Here is a 17,818-nt window from a genome sequence, read left to right as displayed (position 1 = left end):
CGGATGAACCGGGTCGACGAGATCGGCATGACGCTGCGCACGATCAACCAGCTCGGTCTGATGTTCCGCTGGCTCGTCGATGACGTCAGCGAACAGGTGCACAACGTGCAGCGCGCGAGCAACGAGATCGCGCAGGGCAACAACGACCTGAGCGCACGCACCGAACAGGCGTCGACCAGCGTGCAGCAGACGGCTGCGTCGATGGCCGAGATGACGGCCACCGTGTCGAGCAATGCGGAGACGGCGCTGCAGGCGAACCAGTTGTCGGTGTCCGCGAGCGAGGCGGCCGAGCGCGGCGGGCAGGCGGTGAGCGAAGTCGTCACGACGATGAACGACATCACGGCGAGCTCGCGCAAGATTGCCGACATCATCGGCGTGATTGACGGGATCGCGTTCCAGACCAACATTCTTGCGCTGAACGCGGCGGTCGAAGCGGCGCGCGCGGGTGATCAGGGGCGCGGTTTCGCGGTGGTCGCGGGCGAGGTGCGCGCGCTCGCGCAGCGCAGCGCGAACGCGGCGAAGGAAATCAAGACGCTGATCGGCGCGAGTGTCGAGCGGGTCGAATCGGGCGCCCGGATCGTCGACGGTGCCGGCAGGACGATGGAGGACATCGTCACGCAGGTGAAGCGCGTGTCGGACCTGATCGCGGAGATCAGCTCGTCGACGGCCGAGCAGAGCACCGGTGTCGCGCAGGTCGACCAGGCGGTCGTGCATCTGGACAACATCACGCAGCAGAACGCCGCGCTGGTCGAGCAGAGCACGGCGGCGTCGGAGAGCCTGAAGCAGCAGGCGACGCGGCTGGTGGATGCGGTGAATGTGTTTCGTTGAGCGCGGGGAAGGGAGGTGACGCGGGCACGGCGCGGAGAGACACCGGCCCGCACGTCACCTCCATGCGGGCGAAGATCAGATCAGCGCCGGTTGCAGCGGCGCACGATGCTCGCGAACCTTGACGATGCGATATTCGTTGCGGAGCCCCTCGTCGGTGATGATCTGCGTCTGACGCAGATCGACGACCAGTACGTCGCCCTTTCCGAAGCGCTCGCCGGCATCGACCTTCGCGAGAAACTGTTCGTCGTCCAGCGCGGCGAAGAACGCGAACGAGCCGTCGTGCACGCGCCACTTGTTGCCGTCCTTGAACACGACGGATTCGAGCAGCAGCACCTTGTGCGCGATCGTATCCGTGACCACTTCCCCGGGATCGTCACTCATCGAGAACGCATCAAGTTCATCGTTCTCGATCGCGAGCTCGACTGCGTCACCGCGAACGATGCCGAAGCTCGAGATGCCTTCGCGTTCGAGCGGGGACAGCACTTTCTGCAGGCTGACGCGGACCGCCCGGTTCTGGTAGAGCCGATAGATGGCTTCCTCGACGATGAAGGATTCCCGTTCCGATATCCAGACCCGGGTATGCGTTCCCTCGGGCTCGGTGCGCTGCGGCTTGCGCCCGCGCAGCGTGCGAATGAGGCCGATCAGGCCGCCGCCTCCGACGATGCCGAGTGCGGCGAGGATCGCCAGCGCGTTGCTGAACGCATTGGCACTCGGCCCTGCGAACAGGTCGCGGATCTGGCTCGCGAGCGACTGGACGAAGATCAGCTCGGCGTGGAACGAACCGGCCTTGAAGCTGCCCCGAACCTCAAGTCGAACCTCGGTGTTCTCGCCATTGAGCTCCTTGTTGGCGGACGTGAAGAGGTCGGCGATCGCGATCAGCGCCGGCGCGAGGTCACGTACGTCCATCCGATGCTCGGCGAGCGCCGGCCCGTCGTAGATGACGTTGAACGGCTGGTGGTTGCTCGTGCCGCTGGCGCTTCGCGGCGGCGGGAGCATTCGGCGATTGGCGGTACTCACGATCATGAGCGCGCTCCGCGGTTCGCAGGGTCGATGATGCACCGCGGGCCTCGGTGGAGCCCGGGGCGAGTGCGACGACGCGGCCGAGGGACGCTGCACACGGGCCGTGCGCGAACCGCGCAGTTGGGTGAAGTGTTCATGGGCGAGCAAACGGGATCGAGGCGGAACGCTCAATCTAGCGGTTTGCTGGCGAACGAGAAATGAGACTTGAACGAAATCGGGTGGGGTATGCCGTTCGGCAGAGGCCGGCCTTGCGGTCACAGTCGCGTGCGCGGAGCATGCGGACATCGAGCGGACCGAGGTAGCGCAAGGTGACGCGGGCACGGCGGAGAGAGGCACCGGCCCGCGTCGTGACCGCCCGGTTCCGGCCGGGCGGTCAGGGCCTGTCACCAAAGCGGCGCCAGGCCCCGAACCGTCAGACGGCGAGGCAGAGGTACTTGATCACGACGTAGTCGTCGATGCCGTAGTGCGAGCCTTCGCGGCCGAGGCCCGACTGCTTGACGCCGCCGAACGGCGCGACTTCGTTCGAGATCAGGCCCGTGTTCACGCCGACCATCCCGTATTCGAGCGCCTCGGCGACCTTCCACACGCGGCCGATGTCGCGGCTGTAGAAATACGCGGCGAGACCGAACTCGGTGTCGTTCGCGAGGCGGATCACCTCGTCGTCGCTGCCGAACTTGAACAGCGGCGCGAGCGGCCCGAACGTCTCTTCCTTCGCGACCTTCATCGCCGGCGTGACGCCCGTCAGCACGGTCGGCTCGAAGAAGCCGTGGCCGAGCGCATGGCGCTTGCCGCCCGTCACGATGGTCGCGCCCTTCGCGAGCGCGTCCTCGATGTGCGCCTCGACCTTCAGCACGGCCGCTTCGTTGATCAGCGGACCCTGCGTGACGCCCGGCTCCGTGCCGCGCCCGACCTTCAGCTGGCCGACCGCCGCCGCGAGCTTCTGCGCGAACTGGTCGTACACGGCTTCGTGCACGTAGAAACGGTTCGTGCACACGCAGGTCTGGCCGCTGTTGCGGTACTTCGACGCGATCGCGCCCTGCACGGCCGCATCGAGATCGGCATCGTCGAACACGATGAACGGCGCGTTGCCGCCGAGCTCCAGCGACACCTTCTTGACCGTCGCCGCGCATTGCGACATCAGCAGGCGGCCGACCGGCGTCGAGCCGGTGAACGACAGCTTGCGCACGATCGGGTTCGACGTCAGTTCGCCGCCGATCGCCTTCGGGTCGCCCGTGACGACGCTGAACACGCCGGCCGGCACGCCCGCGCGCTCGGCCAGCACGGCCATCGCGAGTGCAGAGAACGGCGTCGCTTCGGCCGGCTTCACGACGATCGGGCAGCCTGCCGCGAGCGCCGGGCCGACCTTGCGGGTGATCATCGCCGCCGGGAAGTTCCACGGCGTGATCGCCGCGCACACGCCGATCGCTTCCTTCGTCACGACGATGCGCTTGTCGCTCGCCGGCGTCGGGATCGTGTCGCCGTACACGCGCTTGCCTTCTTCCGCGAACCACTCGAGGAACGATGCCGCGTAGCCGATCTCGCCCTTCGCCTCGGCCAGCGACTTGCCCTGCTCGGTGGTCAGGATCAGCGCGAGGTCGTCGGCGTTGTCCATCATCAGGTCGTGCCACTTGCGCAGGATCGCCGCGCGTTCCTTCGCGGTCTTCTTGCGCCACGCCGGCCATGCGGCGTTCGCGGCCTCGATCGCGTGACGCGTCTCGGCCGTGCCCATCGCCGGCACGGTGCCGAGCAGGCCGCCGGTTGCCGGGTTGCGGACGTCGAACGACTCGCCGTTCGCCGCGCCTTGCCATTCGCCGTTGACGTACGCCTGCTGGCGGAACAACGACGGGTCTTTCAGTGCCAGGGTTTCCTGAACGGTGCTCATATGAATCACCTGCTTTGAAAATGGACGGATGAAACGGCCGCCGCCGTCGTGAAGACGGCGGCGGCGCATTCAATTCATTTCGACGGAAACTCAGGCCGGCACGCCGACCGTTTCCTTCAGCACTTCCTCGAGGATCACGAGCGCTTCGTCGAACACGGCTTGCGGGATCGTCAGCGGGAACAGGAAGCGCACGACGTTCGAGTACACGCCGCACACGAGCAGCAGCAGCCCGCGCTCGAGCGCACGCGCCTGCACGCGCTTCGTGAACTCGGCATCCGGCTCGCCCGAGCCCGGCTTCAGGAACTCGACCGCGATCATCGCGCCCGGGCCGCGCACGTCGGCGATCTGCGGCACGTCGGCCTGCAGCGCATTCAGCTTCGCCTTCAGCACGTCGCCGAGTTGCGTCGCGCGCTCGCACAGCTTCTCTTCGTCGATGATCTCGAGCACCGCGTGTGCCGACGCGACGGCCAGCGGGTTGCCCGCGTAGGTGCCGCCGAGGCCGCCGGGCGCCGCCGCGTCCATCACGTCGGCACGGCCGACGACGCCCGACAGCGGCATGCCGCCCGCGAGGCTCTTCGCCATCGTGATCAGGTCGGCCGACACGTCGTAGTGCTGCATCGCGAACAGCTTGCCGGTACGCGCGAAGCCCGTCTGCACTTCGTCGGCGATCAGCAGGATGCCGTGCTCATTACAGATCTTGCGCAGTGCGCGCACGAATTCGGCCGGCGCCGGGTTGAAGCCGCCTTCGCCCTGGACCGGTTCGAAGATGATCGCGGCGACGCGCTTCGGATCGATGTCGGCCTTGAACAGCATCTCGATCGCCTTGATCGAGTCGGCCGTCGTCACGCCGTGCACGGCGTTCGGGTACGGCGCGTGGAACACGTCGCCCGGGAACGGGCCGAAGTTCAGCTTGTACGGGGCGACCTTGCCGGTCAGCGCCATGCCCATCATCGTGCGGCCGTGGAAGCCGCCCGAGAACGCGATGACGCCCGGACGGCCGGTTGCGGCGCGGGCGATCTTGATCGCGTTCTCGACGGCTTCGGCGCCGGTCGTGAAGAACGCCGTCTTCTTCTGGAAGTCGCCCGGCGCGCGTTCGTTGATCTTTTCCGCCAGCTCGACGTACGACGCGTACGGGACGATCTGGTAAGCGGTGTGCGTGAAGCTGTTCAGCTGGTCCGCGATCGCCTTGACGATCTTCGGGTGGCGGTGGCCCGTGTTCAGCACCGCGATGCCGGCGGCGAAATCGATGAAGCGGCGGCCTTCGACATCCCACAGCTCCGCGTTCTCGGCGCGGGCTGCGTAGAAATCGCACATCACGCCGACGCCGCGCGGGGTGGCGGCGTTCTTGCGGGCCTGCAGGTCGGCATTCTTCACGGTCATCTCCTTGATGTTCTGTCCGGTGGGATAAAAATCGGCCGCATTGGCAGCCCATGGAGGCGACTATAATCACATTTGGCTCTGACAATCAGAGCCATTTCAATAAATATTCAGGAGCCAATCATGCGCGCAAGCGTGTTGTCGGACTGGCTGGCGCAGCGCCTCGTGCGCGGCGGCGAACAGCCGATCTACCGGCAGCTGCACCGCCTGCTGCAGCAGGCGATCCTGTCGCGCGAACTGCCGGCCGGCACGCGCGTGCCGTCGTCGCGGCTGCTCGCGGCCGAGCTCGGGATCGCCCGCAACACGGTCACGCAGGTTTACGAACAGCTTGCGCTCGAAGGCTATGTGAACTCGGCGACGGGGCGCGGCACGTTCGTCGCCGACAGCGCGCCGGACGAGATCGTCGGCACGCCGTCCGACCCGGCCGCCGGCCCGGCGGTGGTGCCGTCTTCCGCGCGGCGGCTGTCCGCGCGCGGCACGCGGCTCGTCGAAGGCGCGGGCGTGTCGAAGCGCCAGGGCGGCGCGTTCATGCCCGGCGTGCCCGATGTGTCACGCTTTCCGGCGCGCGTGTGGACGCGGCTGCACAACAAGTACTGGCGGCGCCTGCGCCCCGATCTTCTGACCTACGCGCCGGGCGGCGGGCTCGCGCTGCTGCGCGAGGCGCTCGCCGATTACCTGCGCACGTCGCGCTCGGTGCGCTGCACGCCCGAGCAGATCGTGATCACGACCGGGATCCACCAGTCGATCGACCTCGCGGTGCGGCTCCTGACCGATCCGGGCGACGCGATCTGGACCGAGGATCCGTGCTACTGGGGCGTGCGCAGCGTGCTGAACGTGTCGGGGCTGACGACGCGGCCGATTCCGGTCGACGACGAGGGGATCGCGCCATCGGCCGCCGATCTCGCCGAGCCGCCGAAGCTGATGCTCGTCACGCCGTCGCACCAGTATCCGCTCGGGATGGTGATGAGCCTCGCGCGGCGCCGGATGCTGCTCGAATACGCGCGCCAGCACGGCTGCTGGATCATCGAGGACGACTACGACAGCGAATTCCGCTATGGCAGCCGGCCGCTCGCGTCGCTGCAGGGGCTCGATACGGCCGGGCAGGTGATCTATGTCGGCAGCTTCGGCAAGACGCTGTTCCCGGGGCTGCGGGTCGGGTATCTGGTCGCGCCGGAGCCGCTCGCGGAGAGCTTCGCGACCGCGAGCGCCGAGCTGTATCGCGAGGGCCAGCTGTTGCAGCAGGCGGTGCTCGCCGAGTTCATCGCGGAAGGGCACTTCGTGTCGCATATCCGCAAGATGCGCACGCTGTACGGGCAGCGCCGCGAGGTGCTGCTCGACGCGGTCGCGCGCCGTTACGGCGACACGCTGCAGGCGCTCGGCAGCGATGCGGGGCTGCATCTCGTCACGCGGCTGCCGGATGGTGTCGACGATCGCGCGGTCGCGCAGGCCGCGCTCGAGCGCAACATCGTCGTGCGGCCGCTGTCCGGCTACTACGCGGAGCGCGAACGCGCGGCGTCGGGCTTGCTGCTCGGCTATGCGTGCGTGCCGGAGGACGAGATCGCGACGGCGTTCGCGACGCTCGCCGAGGCGATCGACGAGCGCGCGTTCGACCGGGCCGTCGCGACGGCTTGACGGGACGGGGGCGACGGCGTGACCGCGACGCGATGCGGGCAGTCGCCAGGGAAACGGATGATCGGCTCCGCAATGCGGGCGCCGGGCATTCGCGTGCGTTACAGCCGGATCAACGCGGCCCCCGCGACCACCAGCGCGCACGCGACGAGCCGCTGCGCGCCGGGCCGCTCGCGCATCACGAACCAGCCGATCGCGACCGCGAAGATCGAGCTCGTCTCGCGCAGCGCCGACACGGTCGCGACCGGCAGGTGCCGGTACGCGAGGATCACGATCCCGTACGCGGCGAGCGAGATCGTGCCGGCGATCGCACCCTGCGCGAGCGCCGTGCGCGAACCGAGCACCCTGCGCGGGCCGCCGCGCACCGCGCAGACCAGCACGAGCTGCGGCACGCTCCACAGCAGGTACACCCACGCGATGTAGCCGAGCGCGCTGCCGGACACGCGCGAGCCGATCCCGTCGCAGAGCGAATACGCGGCAATGAACACGCCGGTGAGCAGCGCATACGGCACGCCTTCCGCGGAGAACCGGAAGCCGCGCCGCAGCGCGAGCGACATGATCCCGAACGACACCAGCGCGATGCCCGCGAAGCCGAACGGCGTCGGCTGCTCGTGCAGCATCGCCAGCGCGAGCACCGACACGAGCAGCGGCGATATCCCGCGCGCGATCGGATAGATCTGTCCGAACTCGCCGCTGCGGTACGCACGCGCGAGCGTGAAGCAGTATGCGACCTCGAGCGCGGCCGACGCGGCGATGTACGGCCACGCGGCGGGCGCCGGCGCGGGCAGCAGTGCGGCGCCGGCCGCGCCGAACGCGAGATACGGCAGCGACATCGTGCCGAGCTGGACGAGCCGGTCCTCGCTGACATGCAGGAACGCGTTCCAGATCGCATGCAGCAGGGCGGAGCACAGCACGAGGCCGATGAAGAGGTGATCCATCGATGAAGGCGCGGGTGAAGGCGGGAGCGGGCAAGCGCCGTCAATTATGTGGGTATCGGGCGCATTCGCGCGGAATTGTCGATAATGGAACGTTGCTATTCACCGGATGCCGACGATGACCGAAGCCACCCTCACCCCGCCCGCCGTTCCACGCCTCACGAGCCTGTCGCACGGGGGCGGCTGCGGCTGCAAGATCGCGCCGGGCGTGCTGTCCGAACTGCTGAAGCGGGCGACGCCGCCGGCGCTGTTCCCGGATCTGCTGGTCGGTACCGAGACCTCGGACGACGCGGCCGTCTACCGGCTGAACGACGAGCAGGCGATCGTCGCGACGACGGACTTCTTCATGCCGATCGTCGACGATCCGTTCGACTTCGGCCGCATCGCGGCCACCAATGCGCTATCGGACGTCTACGCGATGGGCGGCAAGCCGATCCTCGCGCTCGCGCTGGTCGGCATGCCGATCAACGTGCTGCCGCACGAAACGATCGCGGCCGTGCTGCGCGGCGGCGAAGCGGTGTGCGCGGATGCCGGCATTCCGGTCGCGGGCGGCCATTCGATCGATTCGGTCGAGCCGATCTACGGGCTCGCGGCGATCGGCGTCGTGCATCCGTCGCGCGTGAAGCGCAACGCGGCCGCGCGCGCGGGCGACGTGCTCGTGCTCGGCAAGCCGCTCGGCGTCGGCGTGCTGTCGGCCGCGCTGAAGAAGAACCAGCTGGACGATGCCGGCTACGCGCAGATGGTCGCGACGACCACCAAGCTGAACCGGCCGGGCGCCGAACTCGCCGCGCTGCCGGGCGTGCATGCGCTGACCGACGTCACGGGCTTCGGGCTGCTCGGTCACACGCTCGAGCTCGCGCGCGGCGCGAACCTCACCGCACGCGTGCATTACGCGTCGCTGCCGTGGCTGGCGGGCGTCGAGGCGTTCGTCGCAGATGGCGTGTTTACCGGCGCATCGGGGCGCAACTGGGCCGCCTACGGCTCCGACGTGCGGCTCGCCGATGGCCTGCCACCTGTCGCGCAGGCGCTCCTGACCGATCCGCAGACGTCCGGCGGCCTGCTGGTCGCGTGCGCGCCGGATGCGGTCGACGATGTCCTCGCGTGCTTCCGCGCCGACGGGTTCGACCGCGCGGTCGTGATCGGCGAGATGGTGGACGGGCCTTCGCGCGTCGACGTCGCCTGACGCGTTTTTTCTCGCGCCGGATCGTTGCCGGTCGCTGGAATCGATGCCTTCCGTCGAAGGCATCCGCGACCGATGCACGATTTCCTGTTCGGGCCGACGATCGCGAACCAGGCGGTGCGCGTCGTGGTCCGCATCGAGTCATTCGCGTCGTCGGCGGTGCGTGTGCCGACATCGGCGCGTATGTCGGTAAATCAAATAGTATTCCTGATGGTGTAGCGCGACGCGCATGCCGATGCCGCCGCGTCGCGCATTTCATGCGTACCACCGGCGTACTCGAACGCCGTCCCGGCCGTTTCGTAGTCGGGTTCCGCATCGCGCACGCGCGTTCTATACTCCCTCGCGCAGTCTCCGACAGCCGTTCTCACTCAACATCTCCGAAACAAGGAACGCCGATGCTGACTCGCTCCATCCTTTCCGCAGCTGCATTCTCGCTTGCCGCCTGTGCGACCGCGCCGTCGATCGCACAGGACAACCAGGGCAGCAACGCGGGCAATACGGCATTCGCCGAGACCGGTGCACAGGGCCGCCCGGTCAAGGTCATGATCATCACGATGTTCGGTCCCGAGGGCCAGGCATGGCTCGACCGGCTCGGCCCGTGGCGCGACATCACCGTGCCCGGCCTGTCGCCCGACTATCCGGCCGTTCACTGCAACCAGCAGGACGTGTGCGTGGTGACGACCGGCATGGGCTACGCGAACGCATCGGCGACGATCATGGCGCTCACGTTCTCGCAGCGCTTCGACCTGCGCCGCACGTACTTCCTCGTGTCCGGCATCGCGGGCGTCGACCCCGCGCAAGGCACGGTCGGTTCCGCGGCGTGGTCGAAATACCTCGTCGACTTCAGCCTGCAATGGGAGCTCGACGCGCGCGAAATTCCGGCCGGCTGGAACACGGGCTTTCTCGGCATCAATACGAAGAGCCCGAACGACAAGCCGCCGCTCGACTACCGCACCGAAGTGTTCCAGCTCAACCCGCAGCTGACCGATGCCGCGTATGCGCTGTCGCGCAACATCGTGCTCGCCGACAGCGCGCAGGCCCAGGCCGCACGCGCGAAGTTCACGTATGCGCCGGCGAACCGGCCGCCGACGGTGATCCAGTGCGACACGTCATCAGGCAACACGTGGTTCTCGGGCACGCTGATCGGCGAGCGAGCGCGCCAGTGGACGAAGATCCTGACCGACGGCAAGGGCACGTACTGCATGACCGCGCAGGAAGACAACGCGACGTATGAAGCGCTCAAGCGCGCGGCGAGCGTGAAGCGGGTCGACCTGTCGCGCGTCGCGGTGCTGCGCACGGGGTCCGATTTCGACCGGCCGTATGTGGGGCAGACGAGTGCCGACAACCTGCTGAACTACGCGGACCAGGGCGGCTTCGCCCCGGCGACCGAGAACCTGTATCGCGCGGGCAATCCGCTCGTGCAGGACATCGTCACGCACTGGGGCGAATGGCGCGACGGTGTGCCGCGCCGTTGACGGCCGAGCGTCTTCAGCCGGACGTCGACGCGCAGGTCAATGCGATTGCAGCGCGGAACGGAACGGCGTCCACACCGGCGTGGTGTCGTCCCAATGATCGAGCGGCGAAGGAAGTTGATCGTTCATCACAGGCTCCTGCAACTAACTGACTAATCGAATATTCGACGGCGGTATCACGACGCCGCGCACCGGATCATCCGTTGCGCGGCGTCGCACGTTTACCGGCCTGCGCCTGCGAGCTGGTTGCCTTCCGGCGTCGGGCGATACGGGCCTTGCGCGAGTTCGAGCCCTTGCGGATACGAATTCGCCTTGCGCAGCCACGCCAGCGTGCCGTCGCGGCGGGCCTGCTCGACTTCCGCGCTGACTTCGGCGCGGGTGCGCGGGCCGTTGTTGTGCTGCGTGTACCACGACGTGTTGCCGTAGTCGCCGGCGTGCGGGGTGGTCGTATCGGCGAACGCCGGTGCGGACACGGCGAGTGCGAGGGCGACGGCGGAGAGAAGGTGGCGGCGGTTCATGACGTAACTCCTGTGTTGGTCGGAGTTGGCGCATGAGCGCTCGCTCCGGTCCCGTCAAACGGGGCTGTTCGATGCGCAACGAGGTGCGCGACAGGGTTTACTCTAGGTGTCTGTTCCGTCGCGATAAATGCGGCTGACGCGAATTGAATAGTCGCGATCGAGGAACAATCGCCATCCGTAACGTCGGCAGGGTTATTCGAATCGCGCGCGAAGCCGCTTCCGGCGGGGCTCACGGCGATGTGGCGCGCAGCGCGGCGACGCGCACCGACGATTGCCGCGCGTGGCGCAAAGGTGTGATGCGGATTCGGGAAAGACGCTGTGCGCGGAGGCGCGGGTGGCACGGCGGTGACACCGGCACGGCGCGAAGGCGGGACGGCGCGCGGGCCGGACAGCCCGCGCGCAGCGGTTCAGACGATTACGCGACCCACTCGTTGATGACCGGCGTGTCGAGCGCCGGCGCGCGCTCGGCTTCCTCGAACGTGCGCTTGCTGCATGTCGCGTCGAGGCTGCCCTTGCCGCTCAGCAGCGGGCAGCGGTCGAACACTTCGGCGATCCAGTCGACGAACACGCGCACCTTCGGCGACAGGTGCCGGCTGTGCGGGTACACGACCGAGATCGGCATCGGCAGCGGCTTGATGCCCGGCAGCACTTCCTTGAGCCGGCCTTCGCGCAGGTGCGGCAGCACCATGAACAGCGGCGGCTGGATCAGCCCGAAGCCCTCGACGCCGCAGGTCACGTACGCATCCGCATCGTTGACCGACACGATGCTGTTCATCTTGATCTCGGTTTCCTTGCCGTCGATCAGGAACGACCAGTCGATCGTGCGGCCCGTGCGGCTCGAGAAATAGTTGACGGCCTTGTGGTCGTTCAGATCCTCGATCGTCTGCGGCTCGCCGTGATGTTCGAGATACGACGGCGCGGCCACCGTCACGCCTTCGAACAGGCCGACGCGGCGCGCGACGAGCGACGAGTCCTGCAGCGCACCGACGCGGATCACGCAGTCGACGCCCTCCTGCAGCAGGTCGACCGGGCGGTCGGACAGGCCGAGCTGCAGGTCGATGTCCGGATAGCGCGTGTGGAATTCGCACAGCGACGGAATCACGAGCAGCCGCCCGATCGAGCCCGGCATGTCGATACGCAACTTTCCGTGCGGCTTCCGGTTGTTGTTCTGGAAGCTTGCTTCGGTTTCCTCGACATCGGCGAGGATCCGCACGCACCGTTCGTAGTACGCGGCGCCGTCCGGCGTGAGCGACAGCCGGCGCGTGGTCCGGTGCATCAGGCGCACGCCGAGGAATGCTTCGAGATTCTGGATGATCGTCGTGACGGACGCCCGCGGCAGGCTGAGCGTTTCTGCTGCCTTGGTGAAGCTGCTTGTATCGACGACGCGAGTAAACACCTGCATGGCCTGAAGCCGGTCCATCACAACCTCCGCAATCTAATGAGCCCGCGAACAACAAGGCTGCGCTACCTCGTGGGTGAACGCAGCCTGGGATTGTTCGGGGGCGTTGAATTGTGTTGCCGGATTATAGGCATTTATCCCGATGTCTGCCGGATCCAGAATTCGTTCCATCTCGAAATGGATGCTGCATCGTCATGGACGCTTCTGAATTCAGCAAATTCCTGAAAGCCGCATTGCCCGCCGAAGCCAGAGCCGGCGCGGCACTGACGGTCGCGGAGGTCGAAATCCCCGGCCACGCGCAGGACATCGCGCTGCGCCTCTATCGGCGCGCGGACAAGACCGGACTGCCGGTAGTGCTTTACTTCCACGGCGGCGGTTTCGTGCGCGGCACGCTCGACGACGCCGACTTCGCCGCGCGCTTTTTAGCAGAACGCTTACCAGCTCTCGTAGTGTCGGTCGATTATTCGCTCGCGCCGGCCTTTCCGTTTCCGGCCGCGCCGGAGGATGCGTATCGCGCGGCCGTGTGGGCCGCGACGCGCGCCCGCGCGTTCGGCGGCAATCCGAAGAAGATCGGCGTCGCGGGGCACGATGCGGGCGGCCAGCTCGCGAACTGCCTCGCGTTCATCGCACGCGATCGCGGCGAAGTGTCGATCGCCGCGCAGGCGCTGTTCGGGCCAATGCTCGACCCGAGCATGACGCGCATCGGCGACGCCGAACGCCTGTCATCCGACATCACCGCGCGCGAATGCGCGGCCTGTTATCGCGCTTATCTGCCCCAGGCGGCGCAGCGCATGCACCCGTATGCGGCGCCGCTCGAATCGGCGCGTCTCGCGGGCCTGCCGCCGACGCTCGTCGTCACCGCGCAGAACGACGTGCTGCACGTCGAAGCGGAGAAATACGCGGGCTGCCTGATCTCGTCGGGCGTGCTCACGCAGGTGATCCGCTACCCGGACGTCACGCACGCGGCGCTCGCCACGCACGAGGCCGCGCTCGAGGAAGCCGTGCGCTTCTTCCAGTGCCGCTTCCAGGCGCGTCAACCGAATCGCAACGAATAACCAATCCAATCCACGCTTACTGGAGATCTACATGGCCATCCTACGCACTTCCCGCTCCCGGATCGCGACCGCGGCGATCGTGACGCTCACCGTCGTCGGCCTCGGCACGTTCGGCGCGATGCGCGTCAGCGCGAACGCGCCCGAGAAAGCGGCGGCGCCGTTGCCCGAAGTCGATGTCGCGACCGTCGTGCCGCAGACCGTGACCGACTGGCAAAGCTATTCGGGCCGCCTTGAAGCGGTCGAGAAGGTCGACGTGCGCCCGCAGGTGTCGGGCACGATCGTCGCGGTGAACTTCAAGGACGGCGCGCTCGTGAAGAAAGGCGACGTGCTGTTCGTGATCGATCCGCGCCCGTATCAGGCCGAAGCCGACCGTGCGGCCGCGCAGCTTGCGGCCGCGCAGGCACGCAACGGCTACGCGCAGAGCGACTGGCAGCGCGCGCAGCGGCTGATCGGCGACAACGCGATCGCGAAGCGCGACTACGACGAGAAGCAGAACGCCGCGCGCGAGGCGAGCGCGAACCTGAAGGCGGCCGACGCCGCGCTGGAAACGGCACGCATCAACCTCGGCTATACGCGGATCACGGCGCCCGTATCGGGCCGCGTGTCGCGCGCCGAAATCACGCTCGGCAACGTCGTATCGGCCGGCGCATCGGCCGCGCCGCTCACCACGCTCGTGTCGGTGTCGCCGATCTACGCATCGTTCGACGCGGACGAGCAGACCTACCTGCAATACATCAACGGCGCGCGCAGCGGCCGCAAGGTGCCGGTCGAGCTCGGCCTCGCGAACGAAACCGGCTACTCGCGCAGCGGCGAGATCGACTCGGTCGACAACCGCCTCGACACGTCGTCGGGCACGATCCGCGTGCGTGCGCGCTTCGACAACGCGGACGGCGCACTCGTCCCCGGCCTGTATGCACGCGTGAAGGTCGGCGGCAGCGCGCCGCACCCGGCGCTGCTCGTCGACGACGCGGCGATCAACACCGACCAGGATAAGAAATTCGTGTTCGTCGTCGACCAGCAGGGCCGCGTGTCGTACCGCGAAGTGCAGCAGGGCATGCAGCACGGCAACCAGCGCGTGATCGTGAGCGGTCTCGCCGCCGGCGATCGCGTGGTCGTGAACGGCACGCAGCGCGTGCGCCCCGGCGAACAGGTGAAACCGCACATGGTCCCGATGACGGGCGGCGGCGATGCCGCATCGGCGCCCGCCGCGCCGCTCGCGAGCAACGCGAAGCCGGCCGCATCGTCGAAGGCGGATTCGTAAGCGGCGCGCCGCTTCGCTTCCGCGTTCAACCAGACAGAGCAACCCATGAACATATCCAAATTCTTTATCGACCGGCCGATCTTCGCAGGGGTGCTATCGGTGATCATCCTGCTGGGCGGGGTGATCGCGATGTTCCTGCTGCCGATTTCGGAGTATCCGGAAGTCGTGCCGCCTTCGGTGATCGTGAAGGCGCAGTACCCGGGCGCGAACCCGAAGGTGATCGCCGAGACGGTCGCATCGCCGCTCGAGGAGCAGATCAACGGCGTCGAGGACATGCTCTACATGCAGTCGCAGGCGAACAGCGACGGCAACATGACGATCACCGTCACGTTCAAGCTCGGCACCGATCCGGACAAGGCCACGCAGCTCGTGCAGAACCGCGTGAACCAGGCGCTGCCGCGCCTGCCGGAAGACGTGCAGCGGCTCGGCATCACCACGGTGAAGAGCTCGCCGACGCTGACGATGGTCGTCCACCTGATCTCGCCGGACAACCGCTACGACATGACCTACCTGCGCAACTACGCGCTGATCAACGTGAAGGATCGCCTGTCGCGGATCCAGGGCGTCGGCCAGGTGCAGCTGTGGGGTTCGGGCGACTACGCGATGCGCGTGTGGCTCGATCCGCAGAAGGTCGCGCAGCGCGGGCTGTCGGCCGAGGACGTCGTGCAGGCGATCCGCGAGCAGAACGTGCAGGTCGCGGCCGGCGTGATCGGCGCGTCGCCGTCGCTGCCCGGCACGCCGCTGCAGCTGTCGGTGAACGCGCGCGGCCGCCTGCAGACGGAAGACGAGTTCGGCGACATCGTCGTGAAGACCACGCCGGACGGCGGCGTCACGCACCTGCGCGACATCGCGCGGATCGAGCTCGACGCGTCCGAGTACGGGCTGCGCTCGCTGCTCGACAACAAGCCGGCCGTCGCGATGGCGATCAACCAGTCGCCGGGCGCGAACTCGCTGCAGATCTCCGACGAAGTGCGCAAGACGATGGCCGAGCTGAAGCAGGACATGCCGGCGGGCGTCGACTACAAGATCGTCTATGACCCGACGCAGTTCGTGCGTTCGTCGATCAAGGCCGTCGTGCACACGCTGCTCGAAGCGATCGCGCTGGTCGTGATCGTCGTGATCGTGTTCCTGCAGACCTGGCGCGCGTCGATCATTCCGCTGATCGCGGTGCCCGTGTCGATCGTCGGCACGTTCTCGCTGCTGCTCGGCTTCGGCTACTCGATCAACGCGTTGTCGCTGTTCGGGATGGTGCTCGCGATCGGTATCGTGGTCGACGATGCGATCGTGGTCGTCGAGAACGTCGAGCGCAACATCGAAAGCGGGATGAACGCGCGGCAGGCGACCTACAAGGCGATGCAGGAAGTGAGCGGGCCGATCATCGCGATCGCGCTGACGCTCGTCGCCGTGTTCGTGCCGCTCGCGTTCATGTCGGGCCTGACCGGCCAGTTCTACAAGCAGTTCGCGATGACGATCGCGATCTCGACGGTGATCTCGGCGTTCAACTCGCTGACGCTGTCGCCGGCGCTGTCCGCGATCCTGCTGAAGGGTCACGGCGACAAGGAGGACTGGCTCACGCGCGTGATGAACCGCGTGCTCGGCGGCTTCTTCAAGCGTTTCAACAAGGTGTTCCACCGCGGTGCGGAGAACTACGGCCGCGGCGTGCGCGGCGTGCTGTCGCGCAAGACGCTGATGCTCGGCGTGTACCTCGTGCTGGTGGGCGCGACCGTGCTCGTGTCGAAGGTCGTGCCGGGCGGCTTCGTGCCCGCGCAGGACAAGGAATACCTGATCGCGTTCGCGCAGCTGCCGAACGGCGCGTCGCTCGACCGCACCGAGAAGGTGATTCGCGACATGGGCTCGATCGCGCTGAAGCAGCCGGGCGTCGAGAGCGCGGTCGCGTTCCCGGGGCTGTCGGTGAACGGCTTCACGAACAGCTCGAGCGCGGGCATCGTGTTCGTCACGCTGAAGCCGTTCTCGGAACGGCACGGCAAGGCGCTGTCGGCCGGTGCGATCGCCGGTGCGCTGAACCAGCAGTACGGTGCGATCAAGGACTCGTTCGTCGCGGTGTTCCCGCCGCCGCCGGTGCTCGGCCTCGGCACGCTCGGCGGGTTCAAGATGCAGATCGAGGATCGCGGCGCGGTCGGTTACGCGAAGCTGTCGGACGCGACCAACGACTTCATCAAGCGCGCGCAGCAGGCGCCGGAACTGGGCCCGTTGTTCACGAGCTACCAGATCAACGTGCCGCAGCTCAACGTCGACCTCGACCGCGTGAAGGCGAAGCAGTTGGGCGTGCCGGTCACCGACGTGTTCAACACGATGCAGGTGTATCTCGGCTCGCTGTACGTGAACGACTTCAACCGCTTCGGGCGCGTGTACCAGGTGCGCGTGCAGGCCGACGCGCCGTTCCGGCAGCGCGCGGACGACATCCTGCAGCTGAAGACGCGCAACGACAAGGGCGAGATGGTGCCGCTGTCGTCGCTGGTCACGGTGACGCCGACATTCGGCCCGGAAATGGTCGTGCGCTACAACGGCTACACGGCGGCCGACATCAACGGCGGCCCGGCGCCGGGCTTCTCGTCGGGTCAGGCGCAGGCCGCGGTCGAGCGCATCGCGCATGAAACGCTGCCGCGCGGCGTGCGGTTCGAATGGACCGACCTCACGTACCAGCAGATCCTCGCGGGCGATTCGGCGATGTGGGTGTTCCCGATCAGCGTGCTGCTCGTGTTCCTCGTGCTCGCCGCGCTGTATGAAAGCCTGACGCTGCCGCTCGCGGTGATCCTGATCGTGCCGATGAGCATTCTGTCGGCGTTGACGGGCGTATGGCTCACGCAGGGCGACAACAACATCTTCACGCAGATCGGCTTGATGGTGCTGGTGGGGCTGTCGGCGAAGAACGCGATCCTGATCGTCGAATTCGCGCGCGAACTCGAGCATGACGGCAGGACGCCGCTCGAGGCCGCGATCGAGGCGAGCCGCCTGCGGCTGCGCCCGATCCTGATGACGTCGATCGCGTTCATCATGGGCGTCGTGCCGCTCGTCACGTCGACGGGCGCGGGCTCCGAGATGCGGCATGCGATGGGTATCGCGGTGTTCTTCGGGATGCTCGGCGTGACGCTGTTCGGGCTGATGCTGACGCCGGTGTTCTATGTCGTGCTGCGCACGCTGGCGGGCGGCAAGATCCACGTCGCCGGCAAGGACTCGGCCGGCTATGGCGCGTCGGCTACGGGCGTACCGGCTACGGGCGTGCCGGCTACGGATGCTTGAG

Annotated in this window: 14 protein-coding genes; 8 read left to right on the top strand and 6 right to left on the bottom strand. The window is 67.4% G+C overall.

What is annotated here, in order from left to right:
• On the top strand, positions 1-828 hold an 828-nt coding region (locus DIE22_RS32130), incomplete at its 5' end, for a methyl-accepting chemotaxis protein (protein ID WP_260426815.1).
• 75 nt (positions 829-903) lie between these two features.
• Here the strand turns inward: DIE22_RS32130 and DIE22_RS32125 are convergent.
• From DIE22_RS32125 to DIE22_RS32115, 3 genes are all read right to left on the bottom strand, one after another.
• Positions 904-1,995 (bottom strand): hypothetical protein, encoded by a 1,092-nt coding sequence (locus tag DIE22_RS32125; protein ID WP_260426814.1) that lies wholly within the window; start codon positions 1,993-1,995, stop codon positions 904-906.
• A gap of 265 nt (positions 1,996-2,260) precedes the next feature.
• Entirely contained in the window at positions 2,261-3,730 is a 1,470-nt protein-coding gene (gene gabD / locus DIE22_RS32120) for an NADP-dependent succinate-semialdehyde dehydrogenase (protein WP_124497198.1), read from the bottom strand.
• 90 nt (positions 3,731-3,820) lie between these two features.
• Complete coding sequence (locus DIE22_RS32115) at positions 3,821-5,104, bottom strand: 4-aminobutyrate--2-oxoglutarate transaminase (protein WP_124606943.1); 1,284 nt, start codon at positions 5,102-5,104, stop codon at positions 3,821-3,823.
• A 126-nt stretch (positions 5,105-5,230) separates the two neighbouring features.
• Between DIE22_RS32115 and DIE22_RS32110 the strand changes: the two genes are divergently transcribed.
• Positions 5,231-6,739 (top strand): PLP-dependent aminotransferase family protein, encoded by a 1,509-nt coding sequence (locus DIE22_RS32110; protein ID WP_124606942.1) that lies wholly within the window; start codon positions 5,231-5,233, stop codon positions 6,737-6,739.
• 98 nt (positions 6,740-6,837) lie between these two features.
• Here the strand turns inward: DIE22_RS32110 and DIE22_RS32105 are convergent, their stop codons facing one another.
• A complete protein-coding gene (locus DIE22_RS32105; RefSeq protein WP_124606941.1) occupies positions 6,838-7,674 on the bottom strand; it encodes a DMT family transporter in 837 nt (278 codons plus the stop codon).
• Between the two features lie 115 nt (positions 7,675-7,789).
• On the opposite strand from DIE22_RS32105, the gene selD reads away from it, so the two are divergent.
• The 3 genes from selD to DIE22_RS32095 all read left to right on the top strand — a co-directional run bounded on the left by selD (position 7,790) and on the right by DIE22_RS32095 (position 10,326).
• Positions 7,790-8,854 (top strand): selenide, water dikinase SelD, encoded by a 1,065-nt coding sequence (selD, locus tag DIE22_RS32100; protein WP_124497194.1) that lies wholly within the window; start codon positions 7,790-7,792, stop codon positions 8,852-8,854.
• Positions 8,855-8,926: 72 nt separating this feature from the next.
• Positions 8,927-9,070: a hypothetical protein gene (locus tag DIE22_RS38380; protein WP_185640736.1), complete on the top strand. Its 144-nt coding sequence runs from the start codon at positions 8,927-8,929 to the stop codon at positions 9,068-9,070.
• A gap of 176 nt (positions 9,071-9,246) precedes the next feature.
• Entirely contained in the window at positions 9,247-10,326 is a 1,080-nt protein-coding gene (locus DIE22_RS32095; RefSeq protein WP_124497193.1) for a purine nucleoside permease, read from the top strand.
• Positions 10,327-10,544: 218 nt separating this feature from the next.
• Here DIE22_RS32095 and DIE22_RS32090 read toward each other — a convergent pair whose 3' ends face one another.
• Positions 10,545-10,841, bottom strand: a complete 297-nt coding sequence (locus DIE22_RS32090) for a DUF4148 domain-containing protein (protein ID WP_124497192.1) — start codon at positions 10,839-10,841, stop codon at positions 10,545-10,547.
• A 415-nt stretch (positions 10,842-11,256) separates the two neighbouring features.
• Entirely contained in the window at positions 11,257-12,261 is a 1,005-nt protein-coding gene (gene ceoR / locus DIE22_RS32085; RefSeq protein WP_124497191.1) for a putative multidrug efflux transcriptional regulator CeoR, read from the bottom strand.
• A 173-nt stretch (positions 12,262-12,434) separates the two neighbouring features.
• Between ceoR and DIE22_RS32080 the strand changes: the two genes are divergently transcribed.
• From DIE22_RS32080 to ceoB, 3 genes are read left to right on the top strand one after another with little or no spacing between them, the layout of a single operon-like run.
• Positions 12,435-13,295, top strand: coding sequence for an alpha/beta hydrolase (locus DIE22_RS32080; RefSeq protein ID WP_124497190.1), 861 nt, complete (start codon positions 12,435-12,437; stop codon positions 13,293-13,295).
• 31 nt (positions 13,296-13,326) lie between these two features.
• Positions 13,327-14,556, top strand: a complete 1,230-nt coding sequence (gene ceoA / locus DIE22_RS32075; protein ID WP_124606940.1) for a multidrug efflux RND transporter periplasmic adaptor subunit CeoA — start codon at positions 13,327-13,329, stop codon at positions 14,554-14,556.
• 45 nt (positions 14,557-14,601) lie between these two features.
• Positions 14,602-17,817: a multidrug efflux RND transporter permease subunit CeoB gene (gene ceoB, locus DIE22_RS32070; protein WP_124497188.1), complete on the top strand. Its 3,216-nt coding sequence runs from the start codon at positions 14,602-14,604 to the stop codon at positions 17,815-17,817.
• The last annotated feature ends 1 nt before the right edge of the window (position 17,818 follow it).

The sequence above is a fragment of the Burkholderia sp. Bp9142 genome (assembly GCF_003853415.1).
Lineage (GTDB): Bacteria > Pseudomonadota > Gammaproteobacteria > Burkholderiales > Burkholderiaceae > Burkholderia.
This window is presented reverse-complemented; position numbering and strand designations above follow the sequence as displayed.